Source organism: Enterobacter cloacae complex sp. ECC445 (assembly GCF_021892025.1).
Classification (GTDB): domain Bacteria; phylum Pseudomonadota; class Gammaproteobacteria; order Enterobacterales; family Enterobacteriaceae; genus Enterobacter; species Enterobacter chengduensis.
Genome location: NZ_JAKLRZ010000043.1, coordinates 11848 through 29173, shown reverse-complemented (window position 1 = coordinate 29173; position 17326 = coordinate 11848). Strand labels below are relative to the sequence as shown.

Sequence of the window (17326 nt, the reverse complement as noted above, 5' to 3'; positions counted from 1 at the left end):
CTGGCGAAGCCAGGCTCAATCAAGCCACACACCAAGTTCGAATCTGAAGTGTACATCCTGTCCAAAGACGAAGGCGGCCGTCATACTCCGTTCTTCAAAGGCTACCGTCCACAGTTCTACTTCCGTACAACTGACGTGACCGGTACCATCGAACTGCCAGAAGGCGTTGAGATGGTAATGCCAGGCGACAACATCAAGATGGTTGTGACTCTGATCCACCCAATCGCGATGGACGACGGTCTGCGTTTCGCAATCCGTGAAGGTGGCCGTACCGTTGGCGCGGGCGTGGTTGCTAAAGTTCTCGGCTAATCGCTGATAACATTTGACGCAATGCGCATGAAAAGGGCATCATTTGATGCCCTTTTTGCACGCTTTCACATCAGAACCTGGCTCATCAGTGATTCTTTTTGTCATAATCATTGCTGAGACAGGCTCTGCAGAGAGCGTATAATCCATAAAGGGATTAGCGTTTCGATTTGGCTCGCCTCGCAATCGCGGGGTGAAATTATTTGTAGAATTCTTCTGACAGGTTGGTTTATGAGTGCTAATACCGAAGCTCAAGGGAGCGGGCGCGGCCTGGAAGCGATGAAGTGGATCGCTGTTGCCGTGCTGCTGATTGTGGCAATCGTTGGCAACTATCTTTATCGTGACATGATGCTGCCGCTCCGCGCGCTGGCAGTGGTGATTCTGATTGCTGCAGCGGGCGGTGTCGCGCTGTTGACGACTAAAGGTAAAGCAACCGTTGCTTTCGCTCGCGAAGCACGTACCGAAGTCCGCAAGGTCATTTGGCCGACTCGCCAGGAAACATTGCACACCACGCTGATCGTAGCGGCGGTTACCGCTGTAATGTCACTGATCCTGTGGGGACTGGATGGTATTCTGGTTCGCCTGGTTTCCTTTATTACTGGCCTGAGGTTCTAAGATGTCTGAAGCCCCTAAAAAGCGTTGGTACGTCGTTCAGGCGTTTTCCGGTTTTGAAGGCCGCGTAGCAACGTCGCTGCGTGAGCATATCAAATTACACAACATGGAAGAGTTATTTGGCGAAGTTATGGTTCCGACCGAAGAAGTGGTTGAGATCCGTGGCGGCCAACGTCGCAAAAGCGAGCGTAAATTCTTCCCGGGTTACGTGCTGGTTCAGATGGTGATGAACGACGCGAGCTGGCACCTGGTGCGCAGCGTACCGCGCGTAATGGGCTTTATCGGCGGCACGTCTGACCGTCCGGCGCCAATCAGCGACAAAGAAGTTGATGCGATTATGAACCGCCTGCAGCAGGTGGGTGATAAGCCGCGTCCGAAAACGCTGTTTGAACCGGGTGAAATGGTTCGTGTTAGCGACGGTCCGTTTGCTGACTTTAACGGTGTGGTTGAAGAAGTGGACTACGAGAAGTCCCGCCTGAAAGTTTCTGTTTCTATCTTCGGTCGTGCGACCCCGGTAGAGCTGGACTTTGCGCAGGTCGAAAAAGCCTAAGCAGCGATCAAAAAAGCGACGATTTAATCGTTGCACAGGGCGCGAGATTGGAATACAATTTCGCGCCTTTTGTTTTTATGGGCCCGGCCCGTAAAACGAATTTTATTCACGGGGAGCCTCCCTGAGGCGCTATTACCCAATCAGAGGATTTTAGAATGGCTAAGAAAGTACAAGCCTACGTCAAGCTGCAGGTTGCAGCTGGTATGGCGAACCCAAGTCCACCAGTTGGTCCAGCTCTGGGTCAGCAGGGTGTGAACATCATGGAATTCTGTAAAGCGTTCAACGCCAAAACCGAATCCCTGGAAAAAGGTCTGCCAATCCCAGTCGTCATCACTGTTTACGCTGACCGTTCTTTCACTTTCGTTACCAAAACCCCTCCAGCAGCAGTTCTGCTGAAGAAAGCGGCTGGTATCAAGTCTGGTTCCGGTAAGCCGAACAAAGACAAAGTGGGTAAAATTTCCCGCGCTCAGCTGCAGGAAATCGCGCAGACCAAAGCTGCCGACATGACTGGTGCCGACATTGAAGCGATGACTCGCTCAATCGAAGGTACTGCACGTTCCATGGGCCTGGTAGTGGAGGACTAAGAAATGGCTAAACTGACCAAGCGCATGTCCGTGATCCGTGACAAAGTTGATGCGACCAAACAGTACGACATCAACGAAGCTATCGCTCTGCTGAAAGAACTGGCAACGGCTAAGTTCGTTGAAAGCGTTGACGTTGCCGTTAACCTCGGCATCGACGCGCGTAAATCCGATCAGAACGTTCGTGGCGCAACTGTACTGCCACACGGTACTGGCCGTTCCGTTCGCGTAGCTGTATTTGCTCAGGGTGCAAACGCTGAAGCTGCTAAAGCTGCCGGCGCTGAACTGGTAGGTATGGAAGATCTGGCTGATCAGATCAAGAAAGGCGAAATGAACTTTGACGTTGTTATTGCTTCTCCAGATGCAATGCGCGTTGTTGGCCAGCTGGGCCAGGTTCTGGGTCCACGCGGCCTGATGCCAAACCCGAAAGTGGGTACTGTAACCCCTAACGTTGCTGAAGCGGTTAAGAACGCTAAAGCAGGTCAGGTTCGTTATCGTAACGACAAAAACGGCATCATCCACACCACCATCGGTAAAGTGGACTTTGACGCTGACAAACTGAAAGAAAACCTGGAAGCTCTGCTGGTTGCGCTGAAAAAAGCAAAACCAACTCAGGCGAAAGGCGTGTACATCAAGAAAGTTAGCATCTCCACCACCATGGGTGCAGGTGTTGCAGTTGACCAGGCTGGCCTGAGCGCTGCTGCAAACTAATGCCTTTACGTGGGCGGTGATTTTGTCTACAATCTTACCCCCACGTTTGCTAACAAAAGTTAGCGGCTAAAAGATTTGTTCGTTGGAGCCTGGCCTAATCCAGGCCTCCGTCGAAGACCGCAGGTGTTTCGCAAGAAACTTAATCCCCTGCGTAGACGGTGACAGAACGCTAAGATTATTTTTTGAATATTCTGGCTTGTTTCTGCTCACCGTATTAAGACGCTCTTCCCGTTGGGTTGAGTGAAGTGAGTTCCGGAACATGAGTTCCGGCAAACATCCAGGAGCAAAGCTAATGGCTTTAAATCTTCAAGACAAACAAGCGATTGTTGCTGAAGTCAGCGAAGTAGCCAAAGGCGCGCTGTCTGCAGTAGTTGCGGATTCCCGTGGCGTTACTGTAGACAAAATGACTGAACTGCGTAAAGCAGGTCGTGAAGCTGGCGTATACATGCGTGTTGTTCGTAACACCCTGCTGCGCCGCGTAGTTGAAGGTACTCAGTTCGAGTGCCTGAAAGACACGTTTGTTGGTCCGACCCTGATTGCATACTCTATGGAACACCCGGGCGCTGCTGCTCGTCTGTTCAAAGAGTTCGCGAAAGCGAATGCAAAATTTGAGGTCAAAGCTGCAGCCTTTGAAGGTGAGTTGATCCCGGCATCGCAAATCGATCGCCTGGCAACCCTGCCGACCTACGAAGAAGCAATTGCACGCCTGATGGCAACCATGAAAGAAGCTGCGGCTGGCAAACTGGTTCGCACTCTGGCTGCTGTACGCGATGCGAAAGAAGCTGCTTAATCGCAGTTATCTTTATAAAGCATTTGCTTACGTATAAACTTTATTCTGATTTTCAGGAACAATTTAAATGTCTATCACTAAAGATCAAATCATTGAAGCAGTAGCAGCTATGTCCGTAATGGACGTTGTAGAGCTGGTTTCTGCAATGGAAGAAAAATTCGGTGTTTCTGCTGCTGCTGCTGTAGCCGTAGCTGCGGGCCCGGCTGAAGCTGCTGAAGAAAAAACTGAATTCGACGTAATTCTGAAAGCTGCTGGCGCAAACAAAGTTGCTGTTATCAAAGCAGTACGTGGCGCAACTGGCCTGGGTCTGAAAGAAGCTAAAGACCTGGTAGAATCTGCTCCAGCTGCGCTGAAAGAAGGCGTGAGCAAAGACGACGCAGAAGCACTGAAAAAATCTCTGGAAGAAGCTGGCGCTGAAGTTGAAGTTAAATAAGCCAACTTTTCTGGTTGCAGCCTAAGCAATTAGGCTGATGGCTGGTGACTTTTTAGTCACCAGCCTTTTTGCGCTGTAAGGCATCAGTAGCATTTCACACTGTTTGACTGCTGATTGTCCTGACAATGCATGTTTCTATCGACGACTTAATATATTGCGACAGGGTGCTCGCTCTGTGTAAATCGCGACGAAATGATTTAAGCGTGATAGCAACAGGTATTGCGGAAAGTATTCAATTTTCCGGTCCACAAAATGGTGTTGCACAAACTGTCCCTTCGTCGGACAGATGGGTCGACTTGTCAGCGAGCTGAGGAACCCTATGGTTTACTCCTATACCGAGAAAAAACGTATTCGTAAGGATTTTGGTAAACGTCCACAAGTTCTGGACATTCCATATCTCCTTTCTATCCAGCTTGACTCGTTCCAGAAGTTTATCGAGCAAGATCCTGAAGGGCAGTACGGTCTGGAAGCAGCCTTCCGCTCCGTGTTCCCGATTCAGAGCTACAGCGGTAACTCCGAGCTGCAGTACGTCAGCTACCGCCTTGGCGAACCGGTGTTTGACGTTCAGGAATGTCAGATCCGTGGCGTGACCTATTCCGCACCGCTGCGCGTAAAACTGCGTCTGGTGATCTACGAGCGCGAAGCGCCGGAAGGCACCGTAAAAGACATTAAAGAACAAGAAGTCTACATGGGTGAAATTCCACTCATGACGGACAACGGTACTTTCGTTATCAACGGTACTGAGCGTGTTATCGTTTCCCAGCTGCATCGTAGCCCGGGCGTCTTCTTCGACAGCGATAAAGGTAAAACACACTCTTCCGGTAAAGTACTGTATAACGCACGCATCATTCCTTACCGTGGTTCATGGCTGGACTTCGAGTTCGATCCGAAAGACAACCTGTTTGTCCGTATCGACCGTCGTCGTAAGCTGCCTGCAACCATCATTCTGCGTGCGCTGCAATACACCACTGAACAGATCCTGGACCTGTTCTTTGAGAAAGTGATCTTTGAAATCCGCGACAACAAGCTGCAGATGGAGCTGGTGCCGGAACGTCTGCGTGGTGAGACCGCGTCGTTCGACATCGAAGCCGACGGCAAAGTGTATGTGGAAAAAGGTCGCCGTATCACCGCGCGCCACATCCGCCAGCTGGAAAAAGATGATATCAAACTCATTGAAGTTCCGGTTGAGTACATTGCAGGAAAAGTAGCCGCGAAAGATTACGTTGATGAATCAACTGGCGAGCTGATCTGCCCGGCGAACATGGAGCTGAGCCTGGATCTGCTGGCTAAGCTGAGCCAGTCTGGCCACAAGCGTATCGAAACGCTGTTCACCAACGATCTGGACCACGGTGCGTATATCTCTGAGACGATTCGCGTCGACCCAACCACCGATCGTCTGAGCGCGCTGGTAGAAATTTACCGCATGATGCGTCCTGGTGAGCCACCAACTCGCGAAGCGGCGGAAAGCCTGTTCGAGAACCTGTTCTTCTCCGAAGACCGCTACGATCTGTCCGCGGTGGGTCGTATGAAGTTCAACCGTTCTCTGCTGCGCGACGAAATCGAAGGTTCCGGTATCCTGAGCAAAGACGACATCATCGAAGTGATGAAGAAGCTCATCGATATCCGTAACGGTAAAGGCGAAGTGGACGATATCGACCACCTCGGTAACCGTCGTATCCGTTCCGTAGGCGAAATGGCGGAAAACCAATTCCGCGTTGGCCTGGTACGTGTTGAGCGTGCGGTGAAAGAGCGTCTGTCTCTGGGCGATCTGGATACCCTGATGCCTCAGGATATGATCAACGCCAAGCCGATTTCTGCAGCAGTGAAAGAGTTCTTCGGTTCCAGCCAGCTGTCTCAGTTCATGGACCAGAACAACCCGCTGTCTGAGATTACACACAAACGTCGTATCTCTGCACTCGGCCCAGGCGGTCTGACCCGTGAACGCGCAGGCTTTGAAGTTCGAGACGTACACCCGACGCACTATGGTCGCGTATGTCCAATCGAAACGCCTGAAGGTCCAAATATCGGTCTGATCAACTCCCTGTCCGTGTACGCACAGACGAACGAATACGGTTTCCTTGAGACGCCGTACCGTAAAGTGACTGACGGTGTTGTAACCGACGAAATTCATTACCTGTCTGCTATCGAAGAAGGCAACTACGTTATCGCTCAGGCGAACTCCAACCTGGATGACGAAGGCCACTTTGTAGAAGATCTGGTTACCTGCCGTAGCAAAGGCGAATCCAGCTTGTTCAGCCGCGACCAGGTTGACTACATGGACGTATCCACCCAGCAGGTGGTATCCGTCGGTGCGTCCCTGATCCCGTTCCTGGAACACGATGACGCCAACCGTGCATTGATGGGTGCGAACATGCAACGTCAGGCCGTTCCAACTCTGCGCGCTGATAAGCCGCTGGTTGGTACCGGTATGGAACGTGCTGTTGCCGTCGACTCCGGTGTTACTGCGGTTGCTAAGCGTGGCGGTACCGTTCAGTACGTTGACGCATCCCGTATCGTTATCAAAGTTAACGAAGACGAGATGTATCCGGGCGAAGCGGGTATCGACATCTACAACCTGACCAAATACACCCGTTCTAACCAGAACACCTGTATCAACCAGATGCCATGTGTGTCTCTGGGTGAGCCAGTTGAGCGCGGCGACGTGCTGGCAGACGGTCCGTCCACCGACCTCGGTGAACTGGCGCTCGGTCAGAACATGCGCGTAGCGTTCATGCCGTGGAACGGTTACAACTTCGAAGACTCCATCCTCGTCTCCGAGCGTGTGGTTCAGGAAGATCGTTTCACCACTATCCACATTCAGGAACTGGCATGTGTGTCCCGTGACACCAAGCTGGGGCCAGAAGAGATCACCGCTGATATCCCTAACGTGGGTGAAGCTGCGCTCTCCAAACTGGATGAATCCGGTATCGTTTATATCGGTGCGGAAGTGACTGGCGGCGACATTCTGGTTGGTAAAGTGACGCCGAAAGGTGAAACCCAGCTGACGCCAGAAGAGAAACTGCTGCGTGCTATCTTCGGTGAGAAAGCGTCTGACGTTAAAGACTCTTCTCTGCGCGTACCAAACGGTGTTTCCGGTACGGTTATCGACGTTCAGGTCTTCACTCGTGACGGCGTTGAGAAAGATAAGCGTGCGCTGGAAATCGAAGAGATGCAGCTCAAACAGGCTAAGAAAGACCTGTCTGAAGAACTGCAGATCCTCGAAGCGGGTCTGTTCAGCCGTATCTATGCGGTGCTGGTTGCCGGTGGCGTTGAAGCTGAGAAGCTCGACAAACTGCCACGCGATCGCTGGCTGGAACTGGGCCTGACCGACGAAGAGAAACAGAATCAGCTGGAACAGCTGGCTGAGCAGTATGACGAGCTGAAACACGAGTTCGAGAAAAAACTCGAAGCGAAACGCCGCAAAATCACTCAGGGCGACGATCTGGCACCAGGCGTGCTGAAGATTGTTAAGGTGTATCTGGCTGTTAAACGTCAGATCCAGCCTGGTGATAAGATGGCGGGTCGTCACGGTAACAAGGGTGTTATCTCTAAGATCAACCCGATCGAAGATATGCCGCACGATGCTAACGGTACGCCGGTAGATATCGTACTGAACCCGCTGGGCGTACCGTCTCGTATGAACATTGGTCAGATCCTGGAAACCCACTTGGGTATGGCTGCGAAAGGTATCGGCGACAAGATTAACGCCATGCTGAAACAGCAGCAGGAAGTCGCGAAACTGCGCGAATTCATCCAGCGTGCCTACGATCTGGGTACCGACGTGCGTCAGAAAGTCGACCTGAACACCTTCAGCGATGAAGAAGTGCTGCGTCTGGCAGAGAACCTGCGCAAAGGTATGCCAATTGCAACGCCGGTCTTCGACGGTGCAAAAGAAGCTGAAATTAAAGAGCTGCTGCAACTGGGTGGTCTGCCAACGTCTGGTCAGATTACGCTGTTTGACGGCCGTACCGGTGAACAGTTCGAGCGTCCGGTAACCGTAGGTTACATGTACATGCTGAAACTGAACCACCTGGTCGACGACAAGATGCACGCTCGTTCTACCGGTTCTTATAGCCTGGTTACTCAGCAGCCGCTGGGTGGTAAGGCACAGTTCGGTGGTCAGCGCTTCGGGGAGATGGAAGTGTGGGCGCTGGAAGCATACGGCGCGGCATACACCCTGCAGGAAATGCTCACCGTTAAGTCTGATGACGTGAACGGTCGTACCAAGATGTATAAAAACATCGTGGACGGCAACCATCAGATGGAGCCGGGCATGCCAGAATCCTTCAACGTACTGTTGAAAGAGATTCGTTCGCTGGGTATCAACATCGAACTGGAAGACGAGTAATTCTCGCTCAAACAGGTCACTGGTGCCGGGTTAACCCCCGGCACCAGATTGTGCTAACTCCGACGGGAGCAAATCCGTGAAAGATTTATTAAAGTTTCTGAAAGCGCAGACTAAAACCGAAGAGTTTGATGCGATCAAAATTGCTCTGGCTTCGCCAGACATGATCCGTTCATGGTCTTTCGGTGAAGTTAAAAAGCCGGAAACCATCAACTACCGTACGTTCAAACCTGAACGTGACGGCCTTTTCTGTGCGCGCATTTTCGGGCCAGTAAAAGATTACGAGTGCCTGTGCGGTAAGTACAAGCGCCTGAAACACCGTGGTGTGATCTGTGAGAAGTGCGGCGTTGAAGTGACCCAGACCAAAGTGCGTCGTGAGCGCATGGGCCACATCGAGCTGGCGTCTCCGACTGCTCATATCTGGTTCCTGAAATCTCTGCCGTCCCGTATCGGTCTGCTGCTGGATATGCCGCTGCGCGATATCGAACGTGTTCTGTACTTCGAATCTTATGTGGTTATCGAAGGCGGGATGACGAACCTGGAACGTCATCAGATCCTGACTGAAGAGCAGTATCTGGACGCGCTGGAAGAGTTCGGTGACGAATTCGACGCGAAGATGGGTGCGGAAGCTATTCAGGCCCTGCTGAAGAGCATGGATCTGGAGCAAGAGTGCGAGCAGCTGCGTGAAGAGCTGAACGAAACCAACTCCGAAACCAAACGTAAAAAGCTGACCAAGCGTATCAAACTGCTGGAAGCGTTCGTTCAGTCTGGTAACAAACCAGAGTGGATGATCCTGACCGTTCTGCCGGTTCTGCCGCCAGATCTGCGTCCACTGGTTCCGCTGGATGGTGGTCGTTTCGCAACGTCGGATCTGAACGATCTGTATCGTCGCGTGATCAACCGTAACAACCGTCTGAAACGTCTGCTGGATCTGGCTGCGCCGGACATCATCGTACGCAACGAAAAACGTATGCTGCAGGAAGCGGTAGATGCCCTGCTGGATAACGGTCGTCGCGGTCGTGCGATCACCGGTTCTAACAAGCGTCCTCTGAAATCTTTGGCCGACATGATCAAAGGTAAACAGGGTCGTTTCCGTCAGAACCTGCTCGGTAAGCGTGTTGACTACTCCGGTCGTTCTGTAATCACCGTAGGTCCATACCTGCGTCTGCATCAGTGCGGCCTGCCGAAGAAAATGGCACTGGAGCTGTTCAAACCGTTCATCTACGGCAAACTGGAACTGCGTGGCCTCGCCACCACCATCAAAGCCGCGAAGAAAATGGTTGAGCGTGAAGAAGCTGTCGTTTGGGATATCCTGGACGAAGTTATCCGCGAACACCCGGTACTGCTGAACCGTGCACCAACCCTGCACCGTTTGGGTATCCAGGCATTTGAGCCAGTCCTGATCGAAGGTAAAGCTATCCAGCTGCACCCGCTGGTTTGTGCGGCCTATAACGCCGACTTCGATGGTGACCAGATGGCTGTTCACGTACCGCTGACGCTGGAAGCCCAGCTCGAAGCGCGTGCGCTGATGATGTCTACCAACAACATCCTGTCTCCAGCGAACGGTGAACCAATCATCGTTCCTTCTCAGGACGTTGTATTGGGTCTGTACTACATGACCCGTGACTGTGTTAACGCCAAAGGCGAAGGCATGGTGCTGACTGGCCCGAAAGAAGCTGAGCGTATTTACCGCGCTGGCCTGGCCTCTCTGCATGCGCGCGTTAAAGTGCGTATCACCGAATACGAAAAAGATGAAAACGGCGAATTCGTTGCGAAAACCAGCCTGAAAGACACGACCGTTGGCCGTGCGATTCTGTGGATGATCGTACCGAAAGGTCTGCCTTTCTCCATCGTCAACCAGGCGCTGGGCAAGAAAGCGATCTCCAAAATGCTGAACACCTGTTACCGCATTCTGGGCCTGAAGCCGACCGTTATCTTCGCTGACCAGACCATGTACACCGGCTTTGCTTACGCTGCGCGCTCAGGTGCGTCCGTAGGTATCGACGACATGGTTATCCCAGAGAAGAAACACGAGATCATCTCTGAAGCGGAAGCCGAAGTGGCTGAGATCCAGGAGCAGTTCCAGTCTGGTCTGGTTACCGCGGGCGAACGCTATAACAAAGTTATCGATATCTGGGCCGCGGCGAACGATCGTGTATCCAAAGCGATGATGGATAACCTGCAGACCGAAACCGTGATTAACCGTGACGGCGTAGAAGAGCAGCAGGTTTCCTTCAACAGCATCTACATGATGGCCGACTCCGGTGCGCGTGGTTCCGCAGCACAGATTCGTCAGCTGGCAGGTATGCGTGGTCTGATGGCGAAGCCAGATGGCTCCATCATCGAAACGCCAATCACCGCGAACTTCCGTGAAGGTCTGAACGTACTCCAGTACTTCATCTCCACGCACGGTGCGCGTAAAGGTCTGGCGGATACCGCACTGAAAACAGCGAACTCCGGTTATCTGACGCGTCGTCTGGTTGACGTTGCGCAGGATCTGGTTGTGACCGAAGACGACTGCGGCACGCTGGAAGGTCTGGTGATGACCCCGGTTATCGAAGGTGGCGATGTTAAAGAGCCACTGCGCGATCGCGTTCTGGGTCGTGTGACCGCGGAAGACATTCTGAAGCCGGGTACGGCAGACATTCTGGTTCCACGCAACACGCTGCTGCACGAGCACTGGTGTGACCTGCTGGAAGCGAACTCTGTTGACTCCGTGAAAGTACGTTCCGTTGTATCCTGTGACACCGACTTTGGTGTGTGTGCGCACTGCTATGGTCGTGACCTGGCGCGTGGCCACATCATCAACAAAGGTGAAGCCATCGGCGTTATCGCGGCACAGTCCATCGGTGAGCCGGGTACACAGCTGACGATGCGTACGTTCCACATCGGTGGTGCGGCATCTCGTGCGGCTGCTGAATCCAGCATCCAGGTGAAAAACAAAGGTAGCATCAAGCTCAGCAACGCGAAGTCTGTTGTTAACTCCGCAGGCAAGCTGGTTGTGACCTCTCGTAACACCGAGCTGAAGCTGATCGACGAATTCGGTCGTACCAAAGAGAGCTATAAAGTGCCTTACGGTGCGGTTATGGCGAAAGGTGATGGCGAGCAGGTTGCCGGCGGTGAAACCGTTGCAAACTGGGATCCGCACACCATGCCGGTTATCACCGAAGTAAGTGGTTTCATCCGCTTCACTGACATGATTGACGGCCAGACCATTACTCGTCAGACCGACGAGCTGACCGGTCTGTCTTCTCTGGTGGTTCTGGATTCTGCTGAACGTACTACCGGTGGTAAAGATCTGCGTCCTGCACTGAAAATCGTTGATGCTCAGGGTAACGACGTTCTGATCCCGGGTACCGACATGCCTGCGCAGTACTTCCTGCCGGGTAAAGCGATCGTTCAGCTGGAAGATGGCATTCAGATCGGTGCGGGTGATGCTCTGGCGCGTATTCCTCAGGAATCCAGCGGTACCAAGGACATCACCGGTGGTCTGCCACGCGTTGCGGACCTGTTCGAAGCACGTCGTCCGAAAGAGCCTGCAATCCTGGCCGAAATCAGCGGTATCATCTCCTTCGGTAAAGAGACCAAAGGTAAACGCCGTCTGGTTATCACGCCAGTAGACGGCAGCGAGCCGTACGAAGAGATGATTCCTAAGTGGCGTCAGCTCAACGTGTTCGAAGGTGAACGTGTAGAACGTGGTGACGTGGTTTCCGATGGTCCAGAAGCGCCGCACGACATTCTGCGTCTTCGTGGCGTACACGCGGTAACGCGTTACATCACCAACGAAGTGCAGGACGTTTACCGTCTGCAGGGCGTTAAGATTAACGATAAGCACATCGAAGTTATCGTTCGTCAGATGCTGCGTAAAGCAACCATCGAAAACGCGGGCAGCTCCGAGTTCCTGGAAGGCGAGCAGGTTGAATACTCACGCGTCAAGATCGCTAACCGCGAACTGGAAGCGAACGGCAAAATCGGTGCGACCTTCTCGCGCGATCTGCTGGGTATCACCAAAGCGTCTCTGGCAACCGAGTCCTTCATCTCTGCAGCATCGTTCCAGGAAACGACTCGTGTCCTGACCGAAGCCGCTGTTGCAGGTAAACGTGATGAACTGCGCGGTCTGAAAGAGAACGTCATCGTGGGTCGTCTGATCCCAGCCGGTACCGGTTATGCATACCATCAGGATCGTATGCGTCGTCGTGCTGCGGGCGAACTGCCGGCTGCACCACAGGTCACGGCTGAAGATGCATCCGCGAGCCTGGCAGAACTGCTGAACGCAGGTCTGGGCGGTTCCGACAACGAGTAATCGTTGATGCCCGGTGGTGAAAATTACCGGGCATATGAATCGTAGGTCGGGTAAGCGTAGCGCCACCCGACAATAAAAAACCCGCCTCGGCGGGTTTTTTTACATCTGCATGTTTTCAGTTTACCAGCGGGATGCGGCGATAAAGCTCAATCATATCGCCCGCCAGGTCCTGAATGACCATCGCGTTCATCAGGTGATCCTGAGAGTGAACGGTGATCAGGTTTACCGGAAGTTTCCCGGTCCCTTCGTCAAGACCAATAAGCTGCGTCTGGATCGTGTGCGCGTGCTTCACATATTCGCGCGACTCTTCCATCGCTTTTTCTGCTTCGTCAAAATCGCCTTTACGTGCCATCTGTAATGCCGTCAGGGCGGCACTGCGCGCCGCGCCTGCGTTGACCAGCAGTTCCATAATCGTTGTTTCTAAGTCTTCCATTATGACTCCAGAAGTTTGAGCGCTTTTTCCAGTACGGCATCACCTTTCATCATGCCGTAATCCATCATGTCGATAACCGCGACCTTTTTACCCAACGGGTCGGCCTGTGCCTGAAGTTTAGCCTGCTCGTATTTCACCTGTGGCCCCAGCAATACGATGTCGGCCGTTGCGATGTTGTCTTTAAACTCCGCAACCGGAACGGCTTTAATGGTGACTTCAACCCCTTTTTTCTGTGCGGCGTCTTTCATACGTTGAACCAGCATGCTGGTTGACATTCCCGCTGCACAGCATAAAACGATGTTCTTCATAATCAGCCTCGATCTACATGTGTTTATTGATAATTATCCCGTGCAGACCGCTTCAACAACCGGTTTACCGCGATTGTGTGTCAGGCATCACAAAGAAACCGGCGATTTTCTGAAACCGGTTACAATTTTGCCTTAACGGGTACCCCGCCCGTCGAAACGGGCAGGGGGAAAGAGTGAGGATTAGCTGATGGACGTTCGATGAATGCGGTTTTTGCCCTGCTGTTTGGCGCTGTAGAGAGCGTTATCCACGCTTCCGACAAATTGCTCCAGCGGTTCAAAATGCCACTCTCCAAGACCGCCGCTGAACGTTACCCGCAGGTTTTCTTCCCGCCAGACGCGTTTTTCAACGGCGGTACGCCACGCTTCCAGCAATGAAAGCGCGGAAGCCATCTGTTCAGCCTGGAAGATGACCGCAAACTCTTCGCCACCGTAACGGTAAACCGAGACGTGATGTGGCTGCATGATCTGAATCCCTTCGCGGGCGACGTTGCGCAGAACGATATCACCGGTCAGGTGGCCCTGGGTGTCGTTAATTGACTTGAAGTTATCAATGTCCACTAACGCCATTGCGAAAGGCTGCTGGGCATTCAGCAGCTCCGCGACATCGCTATCGAACGCGCGACGGTTTTTACAGCCCGTCAGCGCATCGTGGGTGGCCTGCCGTACATAGGCCATCTCACGCTCTTTATTGGACTGAATCGTGTGGCTCAGCATTGCTTCCAGGCGCGGCGCCTCGCTGACGTCACCGGTTTTGATGGCATTGATAATGTGCATCAGTACGCTACGCGAGGCGTGACGGAGATATAAGCCAAAGAGAATAATGATGATGGCCGCCAGCGCGAACCCCCAGCCAACGATCGTCGTTTCGTGGCGGGTGATATCGGTGAGCGTCGCACCGGATACCCGGTAGATGACAAACCAGTCCGGGTTAGTAAACGAGTAGTAGTAATACCAGGCGTTGGTTTTCTTGTCGTAAAGATGACCTTCGCCGCTGGTCATTTTGTCCATCAGCGCTTCGCTCACGTAATGTTTGAAGAGCGCGCCCGTATCCGGGTGAAGCACAACGGCGCCGTCGCGTTCGACGACGAAGAATTCCCCCTGAACGGGTGCCACCATCTGGCGCAGAGTATAGCCCATTGAGGTGAGATCGAGATGGAATGCGAGCGTGCCCTTCAATCTGCCTTCCGGTGAAATCAAGGGCTTATAGACTGTGACCGTCGGATGGCCGGTGAAGTAATCCATGTAAGGGCGGGTATAGTGGCTGAAGATACTGGCTTCCGCCTGAGCGACAAACCACGGTCGCGTCCGGGGATCGAAGGTTTTACTCTTCTCCGTCGGGAGCACTTCCGGTGCGCGGAGATAATGCCCCTGCGTGTCCGCCAGCGAGATGGAGGAGACGGTCGGCATCAGGTTTTGCAGATGCATCATCATCTGCAGGCCCAGCGTCGGGTTGACGCTAAGCGTCTCGTTTAGCCTGTCGTCACGCGCAAAGTACATCGCGGATCGGCCCAGAATATAGTCGTTTTCACGCAGAATAGACTCGGTGTAGTTCACCGCCAGGTTGTGGGTGAAATTACTATTGATCTTATGATAATCCTCAAGAAAATCCTTCCGTTGCGAAAGCGTCACCGCAACCGCGATCACCGCAAAACCGCAGAGGATCCCCGCGAAGCTGAGCATGATGGGCCGGGTAAAAGAGAGCTTTTTGCTGTGAAGTGCCATGAGCTGTACATCGTTCCTGATGGTGAATACATGTCGTCTGCCGATATCCTCTCAGCATAGTCGCTGTCCTGCGGTTAGCGGTGAATTATACGGCCCATGATTTTTGACGGGATGATTTATCTTAAGAACCATTAAGAAAATACTTATTCAACCGGCTGAGGGCAATTGTGCAATGAGCAGGAGGCAGGGCGAAACGAGGAAGAAGCTTTTCGCCCTGGTCAGCATCCGTTGCTGACCGTGTGACAATAAAAAACCGAACGATCGCAGGCAATCATCCGGTTTTGCCTTTTCATCGCGCCTCGACAATTTTTTAGGGTGTTGCAGCGCGTTTCAACGTCACTGCGAGGCTCTTCCCAGCCAGCTGTCCCAGTCTTTCCAGACCGGCTGAAGCCCCTGCGCTGCCAGGGCGGCGGCGACCGCTTCCGGGCGTCGTCCGTCATGCGGTGCAAATTGCTCCAGCTCCGGACGATCGTCGGCGTAGCCGCCAGGCTGCGTTTTGGAAAACGCGCTGACGTTGTTAATCGCCAGCGGGATCGCGCGGTCGCGAAACGCCGGGGATTCACGCGTTGAGAGCGATAATTCCACCTCCGGGGCGAGCAGGCGAAACGCGCAGATGGTTTGCACCAGCTGGCGTTCATCCATCAGTGAAGCCGGTTCAATCCCGCCCGCGCAGGGCCTCAGGCGCGGGAAGGAGATGGAATAACGGCTCTGCCAGTAGCGCTGCTGGAGCCACAGCAAATGTTCCGCCACCATGTAGCAATCCACCCGCCAGCTGGCGGAGAGCCCGATCAGCGCCCCCAGACCGATTTTGTCGATGCCCGCGCGGCCCAGCCTGTCCGGCGTTTCCAGGCGGAAAAAGAAATCCTGCTTCTTACCCTTCAGGTGGTGCCGGGCGTACGTCGCCTCGTGGTAGGTTTCCTGGTAGACCATGACCCCGTCCAGCCCGAGGGCTTTGAGCTCCGCGTACTCCTCCTGCGCCAGGGGCTGAACCTCCATCTGCAACGACGCAAACTGACGACGAATGGCGGGAAGGTGCTGACGGAAATAGTCCATTCCCACTTTTCCCTGATGTTCGCCGGTGACCAGCAGAAGATGTTCAAAACCCATCTCACGAATGGCCGCACACTCACGGGCAATCTCACCGTCATCGAGCGTTTTCCGCCTGATGCGGTTGCTCATGGAGAAGCCGCAATAGGTGCAGTCATTGGCGCACAGGTTTGAGAGATAGAGCGGCACGTAGAAACTCACCGTGTTGCCAAAACGCTGGCGGGTGAGCCGCTGCGCCCGCTGGGCCATCGGTTCGAGGTACGCGCTGGCCGCCGGGGAGAGCAGGGCCATCAGATCCTCGCGGGTCAGATGGCGGGCATTCAGCGCGCGCTCCACGTCAGCCGCCGTTTTGCTGTTGATGCGCAGGGCAATGTCGTCCCAGCTAAGCTGCCGCCAGCGCTCGGTAAACGTGCTCATGAGATCGCCTCCAGAAAACCGGTCAGCGGGCTGGTGGCCTGCGCCTGAAAGCTGCGCGAGCCGGGGCCGGAGCCTCTTGCCAGCAGGCCGGCCTCGACGGCCAGGCGGAACGCGCGCGCCATCTTGACCGGATCGTCGGCCACCGCAATCGCCGTATTGACCAGCACCGCGTCGGCACCCATCTCCAGCGCCTGCGCGGCGTGGCTTGGCACGCCAATACCCGCATCGACCACCACCGGTACGGTCGCCTGCTCGATGATGATCTCCAGCATCGCGCGGGTTTCCAGCCCCTGGTTGGAGCCGATGGGGGCGCCCAGCGGCATGACGGCGGCGCAGCCGACCTCTTCCAGCCGTTTGCACAGCACGGGGTCTGCCCCGCAGTACGGCAGAACGATAAACCCTTGCTGCACCAGCTTTTCAGCCGCTTTCAGCGTTTCGATCGGGTCCGGCAGCAGCCAGCGGGCGTCAGGATGAATTTCCAGCTTCAGCCAGCGTGTGCCGAGCGCCTCACGCGCCAGCTGCGCGGCAAAAATCGCCTCTTCGGCCGTTTTGGCGCCGGAGGTATTCGGCAACAGCGTGACGCCTGCCTCCAGCAGCGGCGCCAGAATGGCGTCGCTGTGGTGGCGCAGATCCACGCGCTTGAGCGCCAGCGTCACCAGCTGGCTGCCGCTTTCGCGAATGGCCTCCACCATCAGCTGCGGCGAGGCGAATTTTCCGGTTCCGGTAAACAGATGTGAATCAAAGACTTTGTCGGCAATACGTAACATC

Annotated in this window: 13 protein-coding genes and 1 pseudogene; 9 read left to right on the top strand and 5 right to left on the bottom strand. The window is 54.0% G+C overall.

Translation table 11 applies throughout. The features are described from left to right. From tuf to rpoC, 9 genes and pseudogenes are all read left to right on the top strand, one after another. Positions 1 to 309 (top strand): annotated as a pseudogene (gene tuf / locus L6R44_RS23470) (elongation factor Tu); the annotation flags it as partial. Positions 310 to 537: 228 nt separating this feature from the next. Continuing rightward, on the top strand, positions 538 to 921 hold the full coding sequence (gene secE, locus L6R44_RS23465; protein ID WP_032644497.1) for a preprotein translocase subunit SecE: 384 nt from the start codon (positions 538 to 540) through the stop codon (positions 919 to 921). A 1-nt stretch (position 922) separates the two neighbouring features. Beyond that, positions 923 to 1468 (top strand): transcription termination/antitermination protein NusG, encoded by a 546-nt coding sequence (gene nusG, locus L6R44_RS23460; protein ID WP_002438628.1) that lies wholly within the window; start codon positions 923 to 925, stop codon positions 1466 to 1468. Positions 1469 to 1623: 155 nt separating this feature from the next. After that, a complete protein-coding gene (gene rplK, locus L6R44_RS23455; RefSeq protein WP_008503452.1) occupies positions 1624 to 2052 on the top strand; it encodes a 50S ribosomal protein L11 in 429 nt (142 codons plus the stop codon). Positions 2053 to 2055: 3 nt separating this feature from the next. Next, the gene (gene rplA, locus L6R44_RS23450) at positions 2056 to 2760 is read left to right on the top strand and encodes a 50S ribosomal protein L1 (RefSeq protein WP_006810530.1); all 705 of its coding nucleotides are present in this window, start codon (positions 2056 to 2058) and stop codon (positions 2758 to 2760) included. 292 nt (positions 2761 to 3052) lie between these two features. Beyond that, positions 3053 to 3550 carry a 50S ribosomal protein L10 gene (gene rplJ / locus L6R44_RS23445; RefSeq protein ID WP_003862338.1) on the top strand — a complete coding sequence of 166 codons (498 nt, stop codon included), beginning with the start codon at positions 3053 to 3055 and terminating at the stop codon, positions 3548 to 3550. Positions 3551 to 3617: 67 nt separating this feature from the next. Further along, complete coding sequence (gene rplL / locus L6R44_RS23440) at positions 3618 to 3983, top strand: 50S ribosomal protein L7/L12 (RefSeq protein ID WP_002445276.1); 366 nt, start codon at positions 3618 to 3620, stop codon at positions 3981 to 3983. 319 nt (positions 3984 to 4302) lie between these two features. Further along, the gene (gene rpoB / locus L6R44_RS23435; protein ID WP_063409573.1) at positions 4303 to 8331 is read left to right on the top strand and encodes a DNA-directed RNA polymerase subunit beta; all 4029 of its coding nucleotides are present in this window, start codon (positions 4303 to 4305) and stop codon (positions 8329 to 8331) included. Positions 8332 to 8407: 76 nt separating this feature from the next. After that, a complete protein-coding gene (gene rpoC, locus L6R44_RS23430) occupies positions 8408 to 12631 on the top strand; it encodes a DNA-directed RNA polymerase subunit beta' (RefSeq protein WP_237425558.1) in 4224 nt (1407 codons plus the stop codon). A gap of 115 nt (positions 12632 to 12746) precedes the next feature. On the opposite strand, the gene L6R44_RS23425 is transcribed toward rpoC, so the two are convergent. The 5 genes from L6R44_RS23425 to thiG all read right to left on the bottom strand — a co-directional run bounded on the left by L6R44_RS23425 (position 12747) and on the right by thiG (position 17325). Next, the gene (locus L6R44_RS23425; RefSeq protein WP_003862327.1) at positions 12747 to 13064 is read right to left on the bottom strand and encodes a PTS lactose/cellobiose transporter subunit IIA; all 318 of its coding nucleotides are present in this window, start codon (positions 13062 to 13064) and stop codon (positions 12747 to 12749) included. Beyond that, entirely contained in the window at positions 13064 to 13372 is a 309-nt protein-coding gene (locus L6R44_RS23420) for a PTS sugar transporter subunit IIB (RefSeq protein ID WP_010425948.1), read from the bottom strand. The genes L6R44_RS23425 and L6R44_RS23420 overlap by 1 nt, the downstream gene beginning before the upstream one ends. Positions 13373 to 13552: 180 nt before the next feature. Beyond that, on the bottom strand, positions 13553 to 15094 hold the full coding sequence (locus L6R44_RS23415) for a sensor domain-containing diguanylate cyclase (RefSeq protein WP_237425557.1): 1542 nt from the start codon (positions 15092 to 15094) through the stop codon (positions 13553 to 13555). A gap of 336 nt (positions 15095 to 15430) precedes the next feature. Then, positions 15431 to 16558, bottom strand: a complete 1128-nt coding sequence (gene thiH, locus L6R44_RS23410) for a 2-iminoacetate synthase ThiH (protein ID WP_237425556.1) — start codon at positions 16556 to 16558, stop codon at positions 15431 to 15433. Next, a complete protein-coding gene (gene thiG, locus L6R44_RS23405) occupies positions 16555 to 17325 on the bottom strand; it encodes a thiazole synthase (RefSeq protein ID WP_032644501.1) in 771 nt (256 codons plus the stop codon). Before thiG ends, thiH begins: the two co-directional genes overlap by 4 nt. Between the last annotated feature and the right edge of the window lies 1 nt (position 17326).

Bases quoted from the DNA above. Each gene is read 5' to 3' on its own strand.
- thiG (WP_032644501.1), bottom strand. From the start codon at position 17,325: ATGTTACGTATTGCCGACAAAGTCTTTGATTCACATCTGTTTACCGGA.
- rplL (WP_002445276.1), top strand. From the start codon at position 3,618: ATGTCTATCACTAAAGATCAAATCATTGAAGCAGTAGCAGCTATGTCC.
- rplA (WP_006810530.1), top strand. From the start codon at position 2,056: ATGGCTAAACTGACCAAGCGCATGTCCGTGATCCGTGACAAAGTTGAT.
- rplJ (WP_003862338.1), top strand. From the start codon at position 3,053: ATGGCTTTAAATCTTCAAGACAAACAAGCGATTGTTGCTGAAGTCAGC.
- L6R44_RS23425 (WP_003862327.1), bottom strand. From the start codon at position 13,064: ATGGAAGACTTAGAAACAACGATTATGGAACTGCTGGTCAACGCAGGC.
- secE (WP_032644497.1), top strand. From the start codon at position 538: ATGAGTGCTAATACCGAAGCTCAAGGGAGCGGGCGCGGCCTGGAAGCG.
- rpoB (WP_063409573.1), top strand. From the start codon at position 4,303: ATGGTTTACTCCTATACCGAGAAAAAACGTATTCGTAAGGATTTTGGT.
- nusG (WP_002438628.1), top strand. From the start codon at position 923: ATGTCTGAAGCCCCTAAAAAGCGTTGGTACGTCGTTCAGGCGTTTTCC.
- L6R44_RS23420 (WP_010425948.1), bottom strand. From the start codon at position 13,372: ATGAAGAACATCGTTTTATGCTGTGCAGCGGGAATGTCAACCAGCATG.
- L6R44_RS23415 (WP_237425557.1), bottom strand. From the start codon at position 15,094: ATGGCACTTCACAGCAAAAAGCTCTCTTTTACCCGGCCCATCATGCTC.
- rplK (WP_008503452.1), top strand. From the start codon at position 1,624: ATGGCTAAGAAAGTACAAGCCTACGTCAAGCTGCAGGTTGCAGCTGGT.
- thiH (WP_237425556.1), bottom strand. From the start codon at position 16,558: ATGAGCACGTTTACCGAGCGCTGGCGGCAGCTTAGCTGGGACGACATT.